The 16805-nt window shown below is 73.2% G+C and carries 14 protein-coding genes; 13 read left to right on the forward strand and 1 reads right to left on the reverse strand.

The window, feature by feature from the left end; genetic code table 11:
- Positions 1 to 13: 13 nt before the first annotated feature.
- Positions 14 to 550: a helix-turn-helix domain-containing protein gene (locus AC0OO9_RS30650; RefSeq protein ID WP_132239617.1), complete on the reverse strand. Its 537-nt coding sequence runs from the start codon at positions 548 to 550 to the stop codon at positions 14 to 16.
- Between the two features lie 300 nt (positions 551 to 850).
- On the opposite strand from AC0OO9_RS30650, the gene AC0OO9_RS30655 reads away from it, so the two are divergent.
- From AC0OO9_RS30655 to AC0OO9_RS30715, 13 genes are all read left to right on the forward strand, one after another.
- Positions 851 to 2458 (forward strand): ABC transporter substrate-binding protein, encoded by a 1608-nt coding sequence (locus AC0OO9_RS30655; protein WP_484514279.1) that lies wholly within the window; start codon positions 851 to 853, stop codon positions 2456 to 2458.
- Between the two features lie 7 nt (positions 2459 to 2465).
- Positions 2466 to 3554: an ABC transporter permease gene (locus AC0OO9_RS30660; RefSeq protein ID WP_311413496.1), complete on the forward strand. Its 1089-nt coding sequence runs from the start codon at positions 2466 to 2468 to the stop codon at positions 3552 to 3554.
- Entirely contained in the window at positions 3551 to 4471 is a 921-nt protein-coding gene (locus AC0OO9_RS30665) for an ABC transporter permease (RefSeq protein WP_151456999.1), read from the forward strand. Before AC0OO9_RS30660 ends, AC0OO9_RS30665 begins: the two co-directional genes overlap by 4 nt.
- A gap of 3 nt (positions 4472 to 4474) precedes the next feature.
- Positions 4475 to 5452 carry an ABC transporter ATP-binding protein gene (locus AC0OO9_RS30670; RefSeq protein ID WP_327028434.1) on the forward strand — a complete coding sequence of 326 codons (978 nt, stop codon included), beginning with the start codon at positions 4475 to 4477 and terminating at the stop codon, positions 5450 to 5452.
- Entirely contained in the window at positions 5449 to 6432 is a 984-nt protein-coding gene (locus AC0OO9_RS30675; protein WP_484514281.1) for an ABC transporter ATP-binding protein, read from the forward strand. The genes AC0OO9_RS30670 and AC0OO9_RS30675 overlap by 4 nt, the downstream gene beginning before the upstream one ends.
- Positions 6433 to 6442: 10 nt before the next feature.
- Positions 6443 to 7681: an amidohydrolase family protein gene (locus tag AC0OO9_RS30680; RefSeq protein ID WP_484514283.1), complete on the forward strand. Its 1239-nt coding sequence runs from the start codon at positions 6443 to 6445 to the stop codon at positions 7679 to 7681.
- The gene (locus AC0OO9_RS30685; protein WP_484514285.1) at positions 7678 to 9324 is read left to right on the forward strand and encodes a DUF885 domain-containing protein; all 1647 of its coding nucleotides are present in this window, start codon (positions 7678 to 7680) and stop codon (positions 9322 to 9324) included. The genes AC0OO9_RS30680 and AC0OO9_RS30685 overlap by 4 nt, the downstream gene beginning before the upstream one ends.
- A 42-nt stretch (positions 9325 to 9366) precedes the next feature.
- Positions 9367 to 9744: a nuclear transport factor 2 family protein gene (locus tag AC0OO9_RS30690; protein ID WP_484514287.1), complete on the forward strand. Its 378-nt coding sequence runs from the start codon at positions 9367 to 9369 to the stop codon at positions 9742 to 9744.
- On the forward strand, positions 9741 to 10067 hold the full coding sequence (locus AC0OO9_RS30695) for a TIGR04076 family protein (protein ID WP_484514289.1): 327 nt from the start codon (positions 9741 to 9743) through the stop codon (positions 10065 to 10067). Before AC0OO9_RS30690 ends, AC0OO9_RS30695 begins: the two co-directional genes overlap by 4 nt.
- Entirely contained in the window at positions 10064 to 11068 is a 1005-nt protein-coding gene (locus AC0OO9_RS30700; protein WP_484514291.1) for an LLM class flavin-dependent oxidoreductase, read from the forward strand. Before AC0OO9_RS30695 ends, AC0OO9_RS30700 begins: the two co-directional genes overlap by 4 nt.
- Before the next feature lie 164 nt (positions 11069 to 11232).
- Positions 11233 to 13617 carry a galactose-binding domain-containing protein gene (locus AC0OO9_RS30705; protein ID WP_484514292.1) on the forward strand — a complete coding sequence of 795 codons (2385 nt, stop codon included), beginning with the start codon at positions 11233 to 11235 and terminating at the stop codon, positions 13615 to 13617.
- Positions 13618 to 13674: 57 nt separating this feature from the next.
- On the forward strand, positions 13675 to 15720 hold the full coding sequence (locus AC0OO9_RS30710) for a glycosyl hydrolase family 28-related protein (protein ID WP_484514294.1): 2046 nt from the start codon (positions 13675 to 13677) through the stop codon (positions 15718 to 15720).
- A 366-nt stretch (positions 15721 to 16086) separates the two neighbouring features.
- Positions 16087 to 16791: a tryptophan 2,3-dioxygenase family protein gene (locus tag AC0OO9_RS30715; protein WP_484514296.1), complete on the forward strand. Its 705-nt coding sequence runs from the start codon at positions 16087 to 16089 to the stop codon at positions 16789 to 16791.
- Positions 16792 to 16805: the final 14 nt, after the last annotated feature.

The following is a 16805-nucleotide window of genomic DNA, read 5'->3' on the forward strand; positions in this document are numbered from 1 at the left end:
CGTGCCGGGTGGGTCAGGGGGTCGGCGGGGTGACCGCGATGATGAGCCGGGCCCGCTGGTCGCTGGCGTTGCGGTAGAGGTGGGGCAGCCGGGAGTCGAAGGTGATCGCCTCGCCGGTCTTCAGCACGTAGTTCTCGCCGCCGATCTCGGCCACGACCTCGCCGGTGACGGCGATCGCGCACTCCGTGGACGGGTGCGCCCACGGCTCGGTGGAGCTGGCGTCGCCGGGCGCCAGCTCGGCTTCGAGCACCTCCAGGTCGCCCCGCCCCGGCGTGAGCCGGTCGTAGGCGATCTGGCCGGGAGGCGCGGCGAGCCGGGACCGCGAGCCGGGCCGGCTGATGTGCACCAGCGGGGCGTCCGGCTCGGAGAACAGCGCCGCGATGGAGGTGTCGAAGACCTTGGCGAGCTTACGCAGGGTGGCCAAACTGGGGTCCGTGGCGCCGTTCTCGATCTGGCTGAGCAGGGCGGGCGACACGTCGGCCGCCGCCGCGAGCTGGCGCAGCGTGAAGGAGTGCTGCTGGCGCAGGTCGCGGAGCTGGTCACCGAGCATGCGTCTTTCCTCGTTCCAAAACAGTGTGGCTAGAAATGTTTGACGTGACTATACGCCGCTGTCTAGGGTGGTCAAACACAAGGTGAACGCGTTTGGCACTACTAGACAAGCGGCGTTGAGGCACGAACCGGACAGGAGTCCCGTCCGGGTACATCCAACCCCATGACGGCCCAGCGGCGCTGACCCGCGAAGCCGCCACGGTTGCACCACCGCCCCGGCGCGGCGTCACCGACGTCACCGGGTGTGACAGCCCCCAGAGCCCGTCCCGCGCGGGCCGGCCCATACGAAGGTAGGAACAGCATGTCGGTGTCCCCTCGCCGGCTCCGCGTCGGAGCGATCGCTCTGGCGGCGCTGGCCATAGCCTCCAGCACCGCGTGCAGCGCGGGCGGCAGCGGAGGAAACGGTGACGGCGGTTCGGCCAAGACCCTCACCGTCAACACCTCGTTCGTCCTCAAGACCCTCGACCCCGGCCGGATCTACGAGGCGACCGGCCTCACCGCCGTGCACTCGCTCTACGACACGCTGCTGACCTTCGAGGGCTCGGACGTGAGCAAGCCGGTCCCGGCGCTGGCCGAGTCGTTCGAGGCGTCGCCCGACGCCAAGACCTTCACCTTCAAGCTGCGCGAGGGCGTGAAGTTCTCCGACGGCACCGCGCTGACCGCCGACGACGTGGTCTTCTCCCTCAACCGGCTGAAGAACGTCAAGGCCAGCCCGGCCGTCATGGTCAGCGGCCTCACGTTCGCCAAGACCGACGAGCGGACCGTGGTGGTCACCTCGGCGACCGCCGACCCGAACATCCCCGTGGTGCTCGCGATGCCCTCCACCGGCGTGGTGAACTCCAAGGTCGCCAAGGAGCACGGCGCGACCGACGCCGCCGACGCCGCCAAGAGCGACACCGCGCAGCAGTACCTCGACACGAACTCCGTCGGCAGCGGCCCGTACGTGCTCAAGTCGTACGACCCGTCGGCGCAGGTGGTGCTGGAGGCCAACCCCAACTACTGGGGCGACAAGCCCGAGTTCAGCCGCGTCGTGCTGCGCAACATGGACGTGCAGACCCAGAAGCTGACCATGCAGCGGGCCGGCGGCTCCGAGATCGCGCTGGACATCTCCGGCAAGCTGCTGGAGGGGCTGCCGGGCAGCCTGAAGACCTCCGCCATGCAGGACACCGTCTACTTCCTCTTCCTCAACGCCGACCCGGCCGTCTCCCCGGTGAGCTCGAACGCGAAGTTCAACCAGGCGCTGCGGGCCGCCATCGACTACGAGGGCATCGCCGCGCTGTACGGCAAGGGCGCCGCCCCCGGCGCCGGCCTGGTGGCCCCGGCCTACCCGGGCGCGCTGCCCGCCGAGGAGCAGTCGAAGCGTGACGTGGCGAAGGCCAAGGCGTTGCTCACCGAGGCGGGGCTGACCAACCCCACGGTCAAGTTCAACTACCCGGCCATCACCTACAAGGGGGTCGACCTGGGCACGGTCGCGACGAAGGTGCAGGGCGACGCCGCCGAGGCCGGCATCAAGCTGGAGCTCACCCCGCAGCCGCTGACCACCTTCCTCGACGAGATGCGTACGGGCAAGATGGCCCTCGGCTTCACCCCGCAGAGCCTGAACTACCCGGTCGCCGACTCGCTGATCAACAACATGTCCCCCGGCCAGGCCACCGCGCTGCGCTCGGGCTGGACGGTGGAGCGGGCCGACCCGGCCGTCGTGACCGCCGGCAAGAAGGTCACCGAGACCCTCGACCTGGCCGCCCGGGCCGCCGCCATGCAGGAGTGGCAGCGGGCGATGAACGCCGCCTCGCCGTACATCGTCCTCGCCAGCAACTCCTCCACCGTGGTGGCGAGCGGCGACCTGACCGGCACGGACTACACCGCCGCCGGTTGGCAGGTCGACCTCGCCGCGGTGGGCCGGGGGTAGTCACTCCATGACGACGACAGTCGACGACGCCGAGCCGGGCACGGTCACCACGACCGTGTCCCGGCCCCGGCCGCACCGGGCACTGCTGGTCTTCCTGCTCAAGCGGGTGGCCATCACCGCCGGCCTGCTGCTGGGCGTCACGATCGTGACGTTCGGCCTGGTCACCGTGGTACCCGGCGACCCGGTCACGGCCAACCTCTCCGACCAGGCGCTCAACGACCCCGCGACGGTCGCGGCGTTCCGCGAGAAGTGGGGCCTGGACCAGCCGCTGTACGTGCAGTACTTCCAGTACCTGGGCAACCTGCTGACGGGTGACCTCGGCATCTCGCAGCAGACCGGCCGCACCGTGGCCGACGACCTGTTCCAGTACGTGCCGGCGACCATGGAACTGGCCATCCCCACCATGGTGCTGGCGCTGCTCATCGGCACCGGGATCGGCATGCTCGCGGCCGTGCGCAACGGTCGGGTCACCGACCAGCTGATCCGCGTCGGCGCGCTGCTCGGCCTCTCCACCCCGCCGTTCTGGCTGTCGCTCGTCGTGCTCTACGTCTTCTTCTACCAGCTCGGCCTGGCGCCCAGCGGCGGACGGCTCTCGACCGACTTCAGCCCACCGCCGACGGTGACCGGCATGTACACGGTCGACGCCGCCCTCGCCGGCCAGTGGGACGTCGCCTGGGACGCCGCCCAGCACCTGATCCTGCCGGTGCTCGTGCTGACCAGCCTGACCGTGGCGATGCTCGTCCGGTTCGTCCGCTCGTCCATGCTGGAGGTGCTCCAGCAGGACTACATCCGGGCCGCGTACGCCAAGGGCCTGCCCGCCCGGGTCGTGTTCCGCCGGCACCTGCTGCGCGCCGGCCTGGTCCCGGTGATCACCGTCTCCGGGCTGGCCTTCGCCTCGCTGCTCTCCGGCACGGTGCTGGTGGAGAACATCTTCGGCTGGCCGGGCCTCGGCCAGTACGCGTACCGCAGCGCGACGGCGCTGGACCTGCCCGCGATCCTCGGCGTCAGCCTGTTCGTGGCGCTGGTCTACACGCTGGTCAACCTCACCGTCGACCTGCTGTACGGGCTCATCGACCCGAGGATCCGCCTGTCATGACCGCACTCGCACCCGATCCCGTGGCGCCCGACCCCAAGGCGACCGCCGCGCTGACCCGGCGCCGCTTCCTGGGCGGCCGGCTGCGGGGACGTTCGACGGCGCGGCCCATCTGGCGCCAGCCGATCGCCGTGGTGGCCCTGGTCATCCTCGGCGGGTGGCTGCTGGCGGCGCTCCTCGCCCCGCTCGTGGCGCCGTTCGACCCGCTGGCGCAGAGCCCCGACGCCTACGCGCCGCCGTCCGGCACGCACTGGTTCGGCACCGACTCCCTCGGCCGGGACGTGTTCAGCCGGGTGATCCACGGCTCCCGCCTGTCGATCCCCCTCGCGCTCGCCATCGTCTCGCTCGCCCTGCTGATCGGCGGGCTGCTCGGCCTGGTGGCCGGCTACGTGGGCCGGTTCGTCGACGAGGCGCTGATGCGCCTGACGGACCTGGTCTTCGCGTTCCCGCAGATCATCCTGGCGATGGCGGTCACGGCCGCGTTCGGCCCCAGCACCCGCAACGCCGTCCTCGCGCTGGTCATCGTCTCCTGGCCGGTCTACGCCCGGGTCATCCGCAGCGCCGTGCTGACCATGCGCGGCGAGGACTACCTCAGCGCCGCCCGGCTGCTCGGCATCGGGCCGATGCGCGCGCTGCGCCGCGACGTCCTGCCCAACAGCGTGGGTCCGGCGATCGTGCTGGCCACCCTCGAACTGGGCAACGCCGTGCTGCTGCTCTCCGCGCTGTCCTTCCTCGGCCTCGGCCCCCGCCCGCCGGCCGCCGAGTGGGGCTCGATGGTGGCGCTCGGCTCGCAGGACCTCTCCATGTGGTGGGTCAGCGTCTTCCCCGGTCTCGCCATCCTCACCGTGGTGATGGCCTTCAACGTGCTCGGCGACGCGCTGCGCGACCGGATCGACCCCCGCTACGCGAAGGGACGTTGAGAAATGGCACCCCTGCTCGAGGTCGACTCCCTGGCCGTCACCCTGCCCGGCCCCACCGGACCGCTGCCGATCCTGCACGACGTGTCGTTCACCGTCGACGAGGGCGAGATGGTCGGCATCGCCGGGGAGAGCGGGTGCGGCAAGAGCCTCACCGCGCAGACCCTGCTCGGGCTGCTGCCCGCCGGCGCCAAGGTCACCGGATCGGCCCGGTTCGCCGGCACCGAACTGCTCGGCCTGGACACGAAGCGCTGGCAGAAGGTACGCGGCGCCGGCATCGCGATGGTCTTCCAGGACCCCACCGCCGCGCTGCACCCGATGCTCACGATCGGCCGGCAGCTCACCGAACACATGCAGGTCCACCTGGGCCTGGACCGGCGGGCGGCCGACCGGCGGGCTGTGGAGCTGCTCGAGCAGGTCCGCATCCCCGACCCGCAGCGGGCGGTGCGGGCGTACCCGCACCAGTTCTCCGGCGGCATGCGGCAGCGGGCGGCCATCGCGATCGCCCTCGCCGCACGCCCCCGGCTGCTGATCGCCGACGAGCCCACCACGGCGCTCGACGTGACGGTGCAGGCCGGCATCCTGGCGCTGCTGGACCAGCTGCGCGCCGAGACCGGGCTGGCCGTCGCGTTCATCACCCACGACCTCGGCGTGCTCAGCGCGCTCACCACCCGGGGATACGTCTTCTACGCCGGGCGGGTGGTGGAGACCGGTCCCACCGGGGCGCTGCTCACCGCGCCGCGGCACCCGTACACGGCGGCGCTGCTCGGCGCCCGCCCGCACGGCACCCAGGCCGTCGGCACGCTGCGCCCCATCCCGGGCGGGCCGCCGGCGCCGGGGCAGGCGCCGCCCGGATGTCCGTTCCAACCCCGGTGCGGGTACGCCGAGCCGTCCTGCGGCAGCGCGCCGCCCCCGCTCGCCCCCGCCGGCGCCGACCGGTCGGTGGCCTGCGTGGTCCGTCCGCACCTGGAGGTGGCGGCATGAACGAGCCCGTCGGCTCGGGCAACCTGCTCGAGATCAGCGACGTCGAGGTCGAGTACAGGGCACGCGGCCGGGGGCCGGTGCGGGCCGTGGCCGGGGTGAGCCTCGATGTGGCGCCCGGCCAGATCGTCGGCCTGGTCGGCGAGTCCGGCTGCGGCAAGTCGTCGCTGGCCCGGGTGGCGGTCGGCCTGGCCGCGCCGAGCGCCGGGGCGATCCGGTTCGCCGGTCACCCGGTCACCCCGCTCGGCTGGCGGCGCCGGCCGGTGCCGCAGGTGGGGCTCCAGATGGTCTTCCAGAACCCGTACGCGTCGCTGAACCCCCGGCGCACCATCGGCGCCCAACTCCTCGACGGGGTGCCGGACACGGTGACCGGCGCCGCCCGCCGGGCGAGGGTCGCCGACCTGCTGGAGCGGGTCGGCATGCCGGCCGGGGCCGCGGAGCGGTACCCGCACCAGTTCTCCGGCGGCCAGCGGCAGCGGCTCGCCATCGCGCGGGCGCTCGCGCCGGAGCCCCGGATGATCATCGCGGACGAGCCGGTCACCGCGCTGGACGCCTCGTCCCAGGCGCAGGTGGTCAACCTGCTCGTCGGGCTGGTCCGCGACCTGGACATGGGCATGCTGTTCATCTCGCACGACCTGTCCCTGGTGCACGAGATCGCCGACGTCACGGCGGTGATGTACCTGGGCCGGATCGTGGAGACCGCGCCCACTCGCCAGCTGTGGCGCTCGCCCCGGCACCCGTACAGCCGCGCGCTGATCGACGCGGTGCCGCAGATCTCGGCGCAGCCGCAGCTGCCCAAAACGCTCGCCGGCGAGGTGCCCGACCCCGCGCACGCCCCGACCGGGTGCCGGTTCCGGCCGCGCTGCCCGCACGCCTTCGGGCCGTGCGGCGAGCAGCCGCCCACGCTCGACCTCGGCGGCCGCAGCGCCGCCTGCTGGCTCAACGACCCGACGGTGGCGCCGACCACCGCGCCCGCCGCGTAGAGGACTCCGCATGCACATCCCCACCGAACAGGTCCTGGTCAACCTCGCGCTCTACGACGGCGTGCGGGACGACCTCCAGCGCGACCAGGGCATCTGGGTCGGCGCCGACGGCACGATCCGCGCGGTCGGCCCGGTCGACGACGTCCTCGCCGAGGCCGGCGGCGCCCGGGTGGTCGACCTGCACGGCGACCACGTCATGCCCGGCCTGACCAACATGCACGTGCACCTCTCGCTCGGCCTGCCCGGCCACTTCGGCGACGAGGTGCACCGGTCGAACCTCGCCGAGCTGGTGCTGCTGATGGCCGACTCGGCGCGGCGGACCCTGCACTCCGGCGTCACCACCGCCCGGCTCGTCGGCGAGAGCCGGTACGCCGACTTCGCCCTGCGCAAGGGCATCGAGCGCGGCGCGGTGGACGGCCCGCGGATCTTCACCGCCGGGCACGCCCTCTGCTGCACCGGGGGGCACGGCTGGGAGGCCGACGCCCTGGAGGCCGACGGGGCGGACGGGTTCCGCCGGCTCACCCGGCAGCAGATCCGGGCCGGCGCCGACCTGATCAAGGTGTGCATCTCCGGCGGCATCGCCGGCGAGTTCGAGTCGATCGACACCCCGCAGCTGCTCGACGACGAGCTGGCGGCGGTGATCCGGGTGGCGCACGACTGGGGCCGCAAGGTCACCGCGCACGCCGGGCCCGCCGAGTCGGTGCGCCGCGCCGTGGAACTCGGGCTGGACTGCGTCGAACACGGCTACGAGCTGACCGACGAGGTGACCCGGCTGATGGCCGACCGGGGTGTCTGGTACGTCCCGACCATCGTGGTCAGCCGCTGCGAGCAGTTCTTCCGCGACGCGGGCGTGCCGGGCTGGCTGATGGACCGCGCCCTGTCCGCCGGGCCCCGGCACTGGGAGAGCCTCCAGCACGCCATCCGCAACGGGGTGCCGATCGCCCTGGGCAGCGACATGCCGCCGCACGCCGGCTACGACGAGACGACCGCGACCGTGCGCGAGCTGGAGTTCATGGTGGACGCGGGGATGCCCGTCGCCGACGCGCTGAGGTCCGCCACCATCCGCCCCGCGCAGTGGCTGGGCCAGGCCGACACGCTCGGCAGCGTCGAGGTGGGCAAGCACGCCGACCTGCTGGTCCTGCGCGACGACCCCACCCGCTCGGTGTCGGCGTTGCGCACCCTGCACGCGGTGCTCAAGGGCGGCGTCGGGTACCGCGACGACCACGGCCGCCTCGGGATCGCCCGATGACGACGATCGTCGAGGTCGCCGACGGGTACCTCGACGCGCTCGCGGGGCTGGACCCGGAGGCCGCCGAGGCTGCCGGTCGTACCCCCGGGTCGCGCTTCGCGGACCTCTCCCCCGACGGCTTCGCCGCCCGGGCGGAGCTGGCCCGTGGCACCGCCGCCGCGGCGGCGGGTGCCCGCGCCGACGGCACCGCCGAGCGGGCCCTGGCCGGCGCGCTGCGCGACCGGCTGGCCAGCGAGGTCGACCTGTACGACGCGGGCTTCACCACCCGGCTGCTCGCCCCGCTGGCGACGCCGGTGCACCTGGTCCGGCAGGTCTTCGACAACCTGCCGCGCGCCACCGACGAGGACTGGGCCGTCGTCGCCGCGCACCTGCGGCGGGTGCCCACGGCCCTCGGCCAGTACGCCGAGACGCTGCGCTGGTCGGCGCAGCGGGGACACCTGGTCGCCCGCCGGCAGGTGCTGGCGGTCGCCGACCAGTGCACCGCCTGGGTCACCGCCGACGACTTCTACGGCCGGCTGGTGGCCGGCCACCCGGGCGGGCCGCTGGCCGGGGAGCTGGCCGCCGGGGCGGAACTGGCCAGCGCCGCCACTGCCGACTTCGCCGCGTTCCTGCGCACCGAGCTGGCGCCCCGGGCCACCGAGGTCGACGGCGTCGGGCGCGACCTGTACGCCGTCACCGCGCGCAGCTTCCTCGGGGCGACCGTCGACCTGGACGAGCTGTACGCGTACGGCTGGGCGGAGCTGGCCCGCACCGCCGCCGAGCAGCGGGCGGTCGCCGCCGAGCTGGGCCACCCGGACGTGGCGGCGGCGCGGGCCGCGCTGGACGCCGACCCCGCCGGCCGGGTGCCGGTCGGGCCCGACCTGGAGCGGTGGCTGCGCGAGCGCACAGAGCAGCTCACCGACGCCCTCGACGGCCCGCACTTCGACATCCCGGCCGCCACCCGCCAGGTGGTGTGCCGGCTCAGCCCCGCCGCCTCCGGCGTCATGTACTACACCCCGCCCGACGCCGGGCTGACCCGGCCGGGCGGGATCTGGTGGTCGACGCCCCCCGGCGAGTCGACGGTGCCGGTGTGGCGGCACGTCGGGACGCTCTGCCACGAGGGCCTGCCCGGGCACCACCTCCAGCACGCGATCACCCTCACCACCGCCGAGCTGCACCCGTGGCAGCGCTCGCTGTGCCAGGTGCACGGGTACGCCGAGGGCTGGGCGCACTACGCCGAACGCCTCGCCGACGAGTTGGGCCTCTACGCCGGTCCCGCCGAGCGGCTCGGGATGCTCGACGGGCAGATGTGGCGCGCGGCCCGGGTGGTCATCGACCTCGGACTGCACCTGGACGTGCCGATCCCGCCCGGGAACGGCGTCACCGACGCGCGCCGGTGGACCCCCGAGCTGGCCGTGGACTTCCTGGTCCGCGTCGCCGGCCTGGACCCGGCGACGGCGCGGTTCGAGGTCGACCGGTACCTGGGCTGGCCGGCGCAGGCGCTGGCCTTCAAGGTCGGGGCGCGGCTCTGGCAGCAGGCCCGCCGGGAGGTCGAACGGCGCGAGGGCGCGGGGTTCGACCGCAAGCGGTTCCACCACCGTGCCCTGCGGCTCGGCCCGATGGGGCTGGATCCGCTGCGCGCCCGTCTCGCCGAACTCTCCTGATCCACCGTCACCCCCGTCCGCCCCGACCGGAAGCGAGCCCCGATGACCGTTGACGATCTCACCGCCGCCATCACCGACATATACCGGTCGTTGGGCGACCGGTCGGCGTTCGACGCCCGCCTGCACCCCGACCTGACGATCTGGGAGTCCGACGCGCCCGAGCTGCTGGACGGGCTGGCCGCCCTGGACGACCTGCGGGACCGCCGGGCGGCGGACCGGGGCCCGGCCGCGCCCCCCACCTCGGTCGCGCCCGAGCAGTTCCGGGTCGAGTCGTGGGACGACACCGGCCTGGTCCGCTACGTCCTGCGGGCCCGGTACGCGGGCGGGCAGCCGGACGACTGTTTCCGGGTGACGGACGTGCTGCGCCGCGACGAGCGGGGCTGGCGGATCGTGCACCACCACGCGGAGGCGGTCCGATGAGCGCCGGGGAACCGGTCACCGACCTCTACGACCTGCGGGTCGTGGTGGAGCGGATCGAGGGCCGGTCCGTCTGCGGCCTGCGGCCGGGTGACTACATCGACCTGACCGAGTCGAACCGGCTCAGCATCCCGACGGGCAAGCACTTCTGCCTCTACGCCCTCGCCGCGTGCCTGCCGTTGCTGCCGGCCAAGCAGCGGCCGCTGCCGCCGGAGGACTGGCTGGCCCGGGACAGTCACGTGGCCTGCCCGGACCCGGACGAGCGGGTCATCATGCGCATCGAACGGACCGCCCGGCGGCAGATTCCCACTGGAGACCTGACGTGAGCACCGACGACGGACGCCGACTCGTCGGCATCGGACTGCAGTCCGACAAGAGCGCCGACGAGTACGCGGCACTGGCCGAACTCGCCGAACGGCACGGCTTCGACGTGCTGTCGGTCTTCGGCGACCTGATGTACCAGCCGCCGTTCTTCCCGCTGCTGGTGGCCGCCCGGCACACCCGGCGGATCCGGCTCGGGTCGGCCTGCCTGAACCCGTTCACCATGCACCCGGTGGAGATCGCCGGGCAGGTCGCCGCCCTGGACCTGGCGTCGAGCGGGCGGGCCTACCTAGGGCTGGCCCGGGGCACCTGGCTGGACCAGATCGGGGTGCCGCAGGCCAGGCCGCTGCGCCGGATCACCGAGACGGTCGACGTGGTGCGTCTGCTGCTCTCCCGCGACGAGGGCGGCTTCGCCGGCCGGGAGTTCACCGTGGCGCCCGGCACGGCGCTGCGCTACGCCCCGGTCCGCGCCGACGTGCCCGTCCTGGTGGGGACGTGGGGTCAGCAGACCGCCCGGACGGCCGCGGCCTTCGCCTCGGAGGTCAAGGTCGGCGGGTCGGCCAACCCGGCGATGGCCAAGACGATGCGCGCCTGGCTGGACGAGGCCACGCCCGCCGGCCGGGACCAGGTGGGGGTGGTGATCGGTGCGGTCACCGTGGTGGACGAGGACGGCGCCCTGGCCCGCCGGGTGGCCCGCACGGAGGTCGCCATGTACCTCGCCGTGGTCGCCGCCCTCGACCCGAACGTCGACATCGACCCGGAACTGCTGGCGCGGATCCAGCAGCACGTCGCCCGCCAGGAGCACGACCTCGCCGGCGCGCTGATCGGCGGGGACCTGCTCGACCTGTTCGCCTTCTCCGGCACGCCCGAACATGTCGCGGCGCAGGCCGCGGCGGTGTTCGACGCCGGGGCCACCCGGGTGGAGTTCGGCACCCCGCACGGGCTGACCCCGGCCGGTGGCGTCGACCTGCTCGGCCGCCGGGTGCTGCCGCTGCTCAGGGAGTGACGCCGCGGTGGGGGCGGGCCGGAAGGGGTTCCCGACCCGCCCCCACCTGACAAATTTCCGCGCACGGTCGCGTTCTTTCATTGCCGGGTCCGGCTCTTGCATTGTGGAGTCGTCTACTGCACCATGGCCATCGATACCTTTCCGCGACCGGAAGGAAGACGGCCATGGCGGTGTCCCGTCGGAGACTCATCGGATCCCTCGCCGCCGGTTCGGCGCTCGCCGCCGTCTCCCCCACCGACCTGGTCTCCGCCCTGCGCGGCACGGCGTACGCGGCCAGCCCGCCGGGCGACGTCGTCGGCAAGGTCTCGGTCGGCTACCAGGGCTGGTTCAGCTGCCCGGGTGACGGCGCGCCGATCGGCGGCTGGTGGCACTGGAGCCGCGACCGGTTCCAGTCGCCCTCCCCGGCCAACACCACGATCGTCTCCTGGCCCGACATGCGGGAGTACGCCCGCGGCTACACCACCGCGTACCCTCCGCTCGGCAACGGCCAGCCGGCGCAGCTCTTCTCCTCCTACGACCAGCAGACCGTCGACACCCACTTCCGCTGGATGCAGGAGCACGGCTGCGACACCGCCGCCCTGCAACGGTTCAACCCGTTCGGCGACGAGGGGCCCACCCGCGACGCCATGACGGTCAAGGTCCGTGGCGCGGCGGAACGCTTCGGCCGCAAGTTCTACATCATGTACGACGTCACCGGCTGGACGGCGATGCAGTCCCAGATCAAGCAGGACTGGACCGACCGGATGTCCGCGCACACCGCCTCACCGGCGTACGCGCGGCAGAACGGCCGGCCGGTGGTCTGCGTCTGGGGTTTCGGCTTCAACGACGACGGCCGCCCGTTCGCGCCCGCCGCCTGCCTCGACGTGGTCAACTGGTTCAAGGCCCAGGGCTGCTACGTGATCGGCGGCGTGCCGACCTACTGGCGGCAGGGCGTCAACGACTCCCGGCCGGGCTTCTCGGACGTCTACCACGCGTTCCACATGCTCTCGCCGTGGATGGTAGGCCGCACCGGCACCCTCGACGGGCTCGACTGGTTCCACACCAACGTCAACGTCCCCGACCTGGCCGACTGCGCCGCGCACGGCATCGACTACCAGCCCTGCGTGATGCCGGGCGACCTGTCGGCCGGGCACCGCCGCCACGGCGACTTCTACTGGCGGCACCTCTACAACATGACCCGGCTGGGCGCCCAGGGCCTCTACGTCTCCATGTTCGACGAGTACAACGAGGGCAACCAGATCGCCAAGACCAGCGAGACGCAGGCGACCACGCCGGCGGGGGCGGGCATCCGGGCGCTGGACGAGGACGGCACCGCCTGCTCCGCCGACTACTACCTGCGGATCACCGCCGACGGTGGCCGGATGTTCAAGGGGCAGCTCGCCCTGACCCCCGTACGGCCGACGCCACCCGTCCTCGGCGGCGGCCCGCAGCCCGGGGGCGACCTCGCCGCCGGCCGGCTGGCGTCGGCGAGCAGCCAGAACGGCGCGTTCGCCGCCGGCAACGCCGTCGACGCCGATCCCCACAGCTACTGGGAGTCCACCAACGGCGCCTTCCCGCAGTGGTGGCGGGTCGACCTGGGCGCGAGCCACCCGCTGGCCCGGGTCGTCCTCGCCGTGCCCGCCGGCTGGGAGGCGCGCACCCAGACGGTGACGGTGCAGGGCAGCACCGACGGCACGACCTTCACGACGCTCGCCGGGCCGGTCGGGGTCCGCTTCGACCCGGCGACCGGCAACACCGCGACCCTCACCGTGCCGTCCACCGCCGCCCGCCACGTCCGGGTCACCGTCACCGGCAACACCGGCTGGCCGGCGGCCCAGCTAGCTCAGGTCAAGTTGTACGCGGCGACCGGGACGCCCACCCCGCCCACCCCGCCGGGCGGCCTCACGGTGACCGGCCGCACCTCGACGAGCGTGTCGCTGGCCTGGACGGCGTCGACCGATCCCGACGGCATCACCGGCTACCAGGTGCGTCAGGGCGGGCAGACCGTCGCGTCCGTTCCCGGCACGTCCGCCACCGTCGGCGGGCTGACGCCCCAGACCGCGTACACCTTCACGGTCGTCGCGGTGGACGGCGCCGGCACGCTGTCGGCGCCGTCCGCCGCCGTGTCGGCGACCACCGCGGCGGCGCCGGGGGCCGACCTCGCCCGGGGCAGGCCGGTGACGGAGAGCAGCCACGTGCAGACCTACGGCTGCGCCAATGTCGTCGACGGCAGCGCCGACACCTACTGGGAGAGCGCCAGCAACGCCTTCCCGCAGTGGGTCCGGGTCGACCTCGGCGCGACCGTCCCCGTCGGACAGGTCGTGCTCCGGCTCCCGCCCGCCGCCGCCTGGCAGCGACGCACCCAGACGATCGCGGTCGAGACGAGCCCGGACGGCACCGCGTGGAGCACCGCCGTCGCGTCCGCCGCCCACGTCTTCGACCCGGCCACCGGCAACCGCGTGACGATCGCCGTCCCGGCGACGCCCGGCCGGTACGTGCGGATCCGAGTCACGGGCAACACCGGCTGGCCGGCGGCGCAGCTGTCCCAGCTTGAGGTGTACGCCGCGTAGCGGCGGTCACTGCCGGCCGCACCGCCGGCCCCGTCCCACCACGAGAAGAGTCACGCCATGCCTCTGAGCAGATCTGCGCTGCCCGGACCGTCGTCGCGGCGACGGCCCCGGGCGGCGGTCGCCGCCACCGTCGCGCTCGCGACCGCCCTCGGCGTCCTGGCCGGCGCGCCCGGCCCGGCCACCGCCACCCCGCCCGCCGGCACCGCACCGGTGGTGACCAGGGCCGGCCTCGACCCGCAACTCGTCGCCGGACGCGGCGCCGACGTCGCCTTCGTCGAGCAGGAGGCGGAGAACGCGACCACGGACGGCGAGATCATCGGCCCCGACCGCACCGCCTACACGCTGCCCGCCGAGGCCTCCGGCCGCCGCGCGGTCCGGCTGACCCCCGGCCGGTACGTCGAGTTCACGCTGCCCCGCGCCGCCAACGCGATCACCGTGCGTTACAGCATCCCCGACGCGCCGGGCGGCGGCGGCATCACCGCCCCGCTGGACGTCGCGGTCAACGACCGGCGGGTCCGGACGATGACCCTCACCTCGCAGTACGCCTGGCTCTACAACCAGTACCCGTTCTCCAACGACCCGACCGCCGGCCTGCTGCACCCGGACTGGTGGATCACCGAGTGCTCGTGCGTGCCGGCGGCCACCACGCCGTACCCGAGCATCCCCACCCCGTTCCGCCCCAGCCACTTCTACGACGAGCAGCGGCTGCTGCTCGGCCGCACGTACCGGGCGGGCGACCGGATCCGGCTCACCGCCCCCGCCGGCAGCAACGCGGCGTGGACGGTGATCGACCTGCTGGACTCCGAGCTCGTCGGCCCGCCACGCGTGCGGCTGCGCGCGGCGAACGTGCTGGCCTTCGGCGCCGACCCGACCGGTCGCCGCGACTCCGCCCCCGCCCTGGAGCGGGCCATCGCCTTCGCCCGGCGGGCGGACGTGCCGGTCTACCTGCCGCCCGGCACGTACCAGGTCAACCGGCACATCATCGTCGACGACGTGACGATCGAGGGCGCCGGCAGCTGGTACACGATCGTCAAGGGACGCGAGGTCGCGCTGCCCACGCCCGCGCCGGACGGCTCGGTGCACACCGGCGTCGGCTTCTACGGCAGGAGCGCCGCCGAGGGCGGCAGCCGCAACGTGCACCTCTCCGGCTTCGCCATCGAGGGCGACGTACGCGAGCGCATCGACACCGACCAGGTCAACGCGATCGGTGGCGCGATGAGCGACTCCACCATCGACGGCCTGCACCTGCGGCACACGAAGGTGGGCATCTGGTTCGACGGGCCGATGAGCGACGTGCGGGTCACCAACACGATCATCGTCGACCAGATCGCGGACGGTCTCAACTTCCACACCGGCGTCACCGACTCGCTGGTCGCCCACACCTTCGTCCGCAACAGCGGCGACGACGGGCTCGCCATGTGGTCCGAGAAGGTCGGCAACGCCCGCAACACGTTCGACCACAACACCGTGCAGTCGCCGGTGCTGGCCAACGGCATCGCCCTCTACGGCGGCACCGACCTCACGGTGTCGCACAACCTGGTCGCCGACCCGGTGCGCGAGGGCAGCGCGGTCCAGGTCGGCTCCCGCTTCGGCGCGGAGCCGTTCACCGGGCGGCTGCTGATCACCGGCAACACCACCGCCCGCGCCGGCACGTACGAGCTGAACTGGAAGATCGGGCTGGGGGCCATCTGGTTCTACGCGCTGGACCGGGACATCGACGCGCGGATCGAGGTCATCGGGGACAGCTACCTCGACAACACGTACAACGCCATCATGCTGGTCAGCGACTGGCCCGTGAAGGACCTCCACTCGATCACCGGCGTCCGGTTCCAGGACATCCGGGTCGACGGCACGGGCACCTCCGTGCTGAGCGCCCGGGCGGCGGGGTCGGCCTCGTTGCGCAACGTCGATGCCCGCAACGTCGGCGCCGTCGGCGTGAACAACTGCGGGTCGTTCAACTTCCCGGCGACCGGCTCGGAGTTCGCCCTCACCGACCTGGGCGGCAACGACGGCGGTTGGCTGGCCCCGTGGCAACTGCCGAACACCATCACCTGCGACGACCGGCCGCCGGTCGTGCCGCCGCCGCCACCGTCGGCCTGGTGAGCCCCTCGCGGTGGGCGGTGGACTCCGCCGCCCACCGCCAGCCGCCGCCGTACCGGGACACCCCGGCACGGCGGCGGCTTTCTCGTGCCCGCCCGGCGGGAACCGTCGGCCCAACCCCGCACCCACCCGCCGGCCGTGTGACGGGTCAGCCGTTCACCACGATTGACGAATGTCGACCGAATGTGCTAACAAACCGCCTTGTAAATGTCGCCGAAAATGGCGGAAACCCTCCTCTTTCCGAAACCGGACACGGGACGCGACAGAGGCGTGACACATTGCCTTTCGTCGTTGCATAATGTCCGCCGCACGCGCTGTCGCACCGTCGGTTTCCGATGCGGCGACGCCGACCGAAGGGGACACAATTCCGTGAAGCGGGACCACTCACCTGTGCTGCCTGGCGACGGCGCCACGGACTATGCGCGCTACATGCGCCTCGACGCGCTGCTCGACCTGCAACGGCGTCCGGAGGAGATGCTCCACCGCGACGAACTGCTCTTCCAGGTGGTGCACCAGTCCACCGAGTTGTGGCTGAAACTCGCCGCCGCCGAGCTGGCCGAGGCGGTCACCCGGCTGCGCGCCGGCGAGCTGGCGGTGACCGAGTCGCTGCTGGCCCGGGCGACGCTCGGAATCCAGCTGGTCACCGACCAGCTGGAGATGTTCCGGCACCTGTCCCCGGCCGACTTCCAGACCATGCAACCGGCGCTGGGCAAGGGATCCGGCGCGGAGTCGCCCGGCTGGCGGCAGGTCCAGGCCACGAGCCGACAACTCGGCCGGGCGTTCGCCGAGCAGCTGGAAGCCGAGGGGATCGACCCGGCCACACTGGGCCGGCCGGATCCGGCGGACCCCGTCCATCGGCTCGCCGAGGCGCTCGTCGAGTGGGACGAGCGGGTGTCGCTGTGGCGGACGCGGCACTACCAGCTCGCCCTGCGCGTCGGGGGCCACGCCCCGGACGGCGCCGAGGCGACGATGCTCGCCAGGCTCGTCGGGTACCGGTTCTTCCCCGAACTGTGGCGGGCCCGCCTGAAGCCCACCGACGAATCCGGTAACGAATCACCTGTCGGTCGTCCCTGACAATCCTCGTCCAC

This window comes from Micromonospora sp. USAFONa4, from assembly GCF_057197825.1.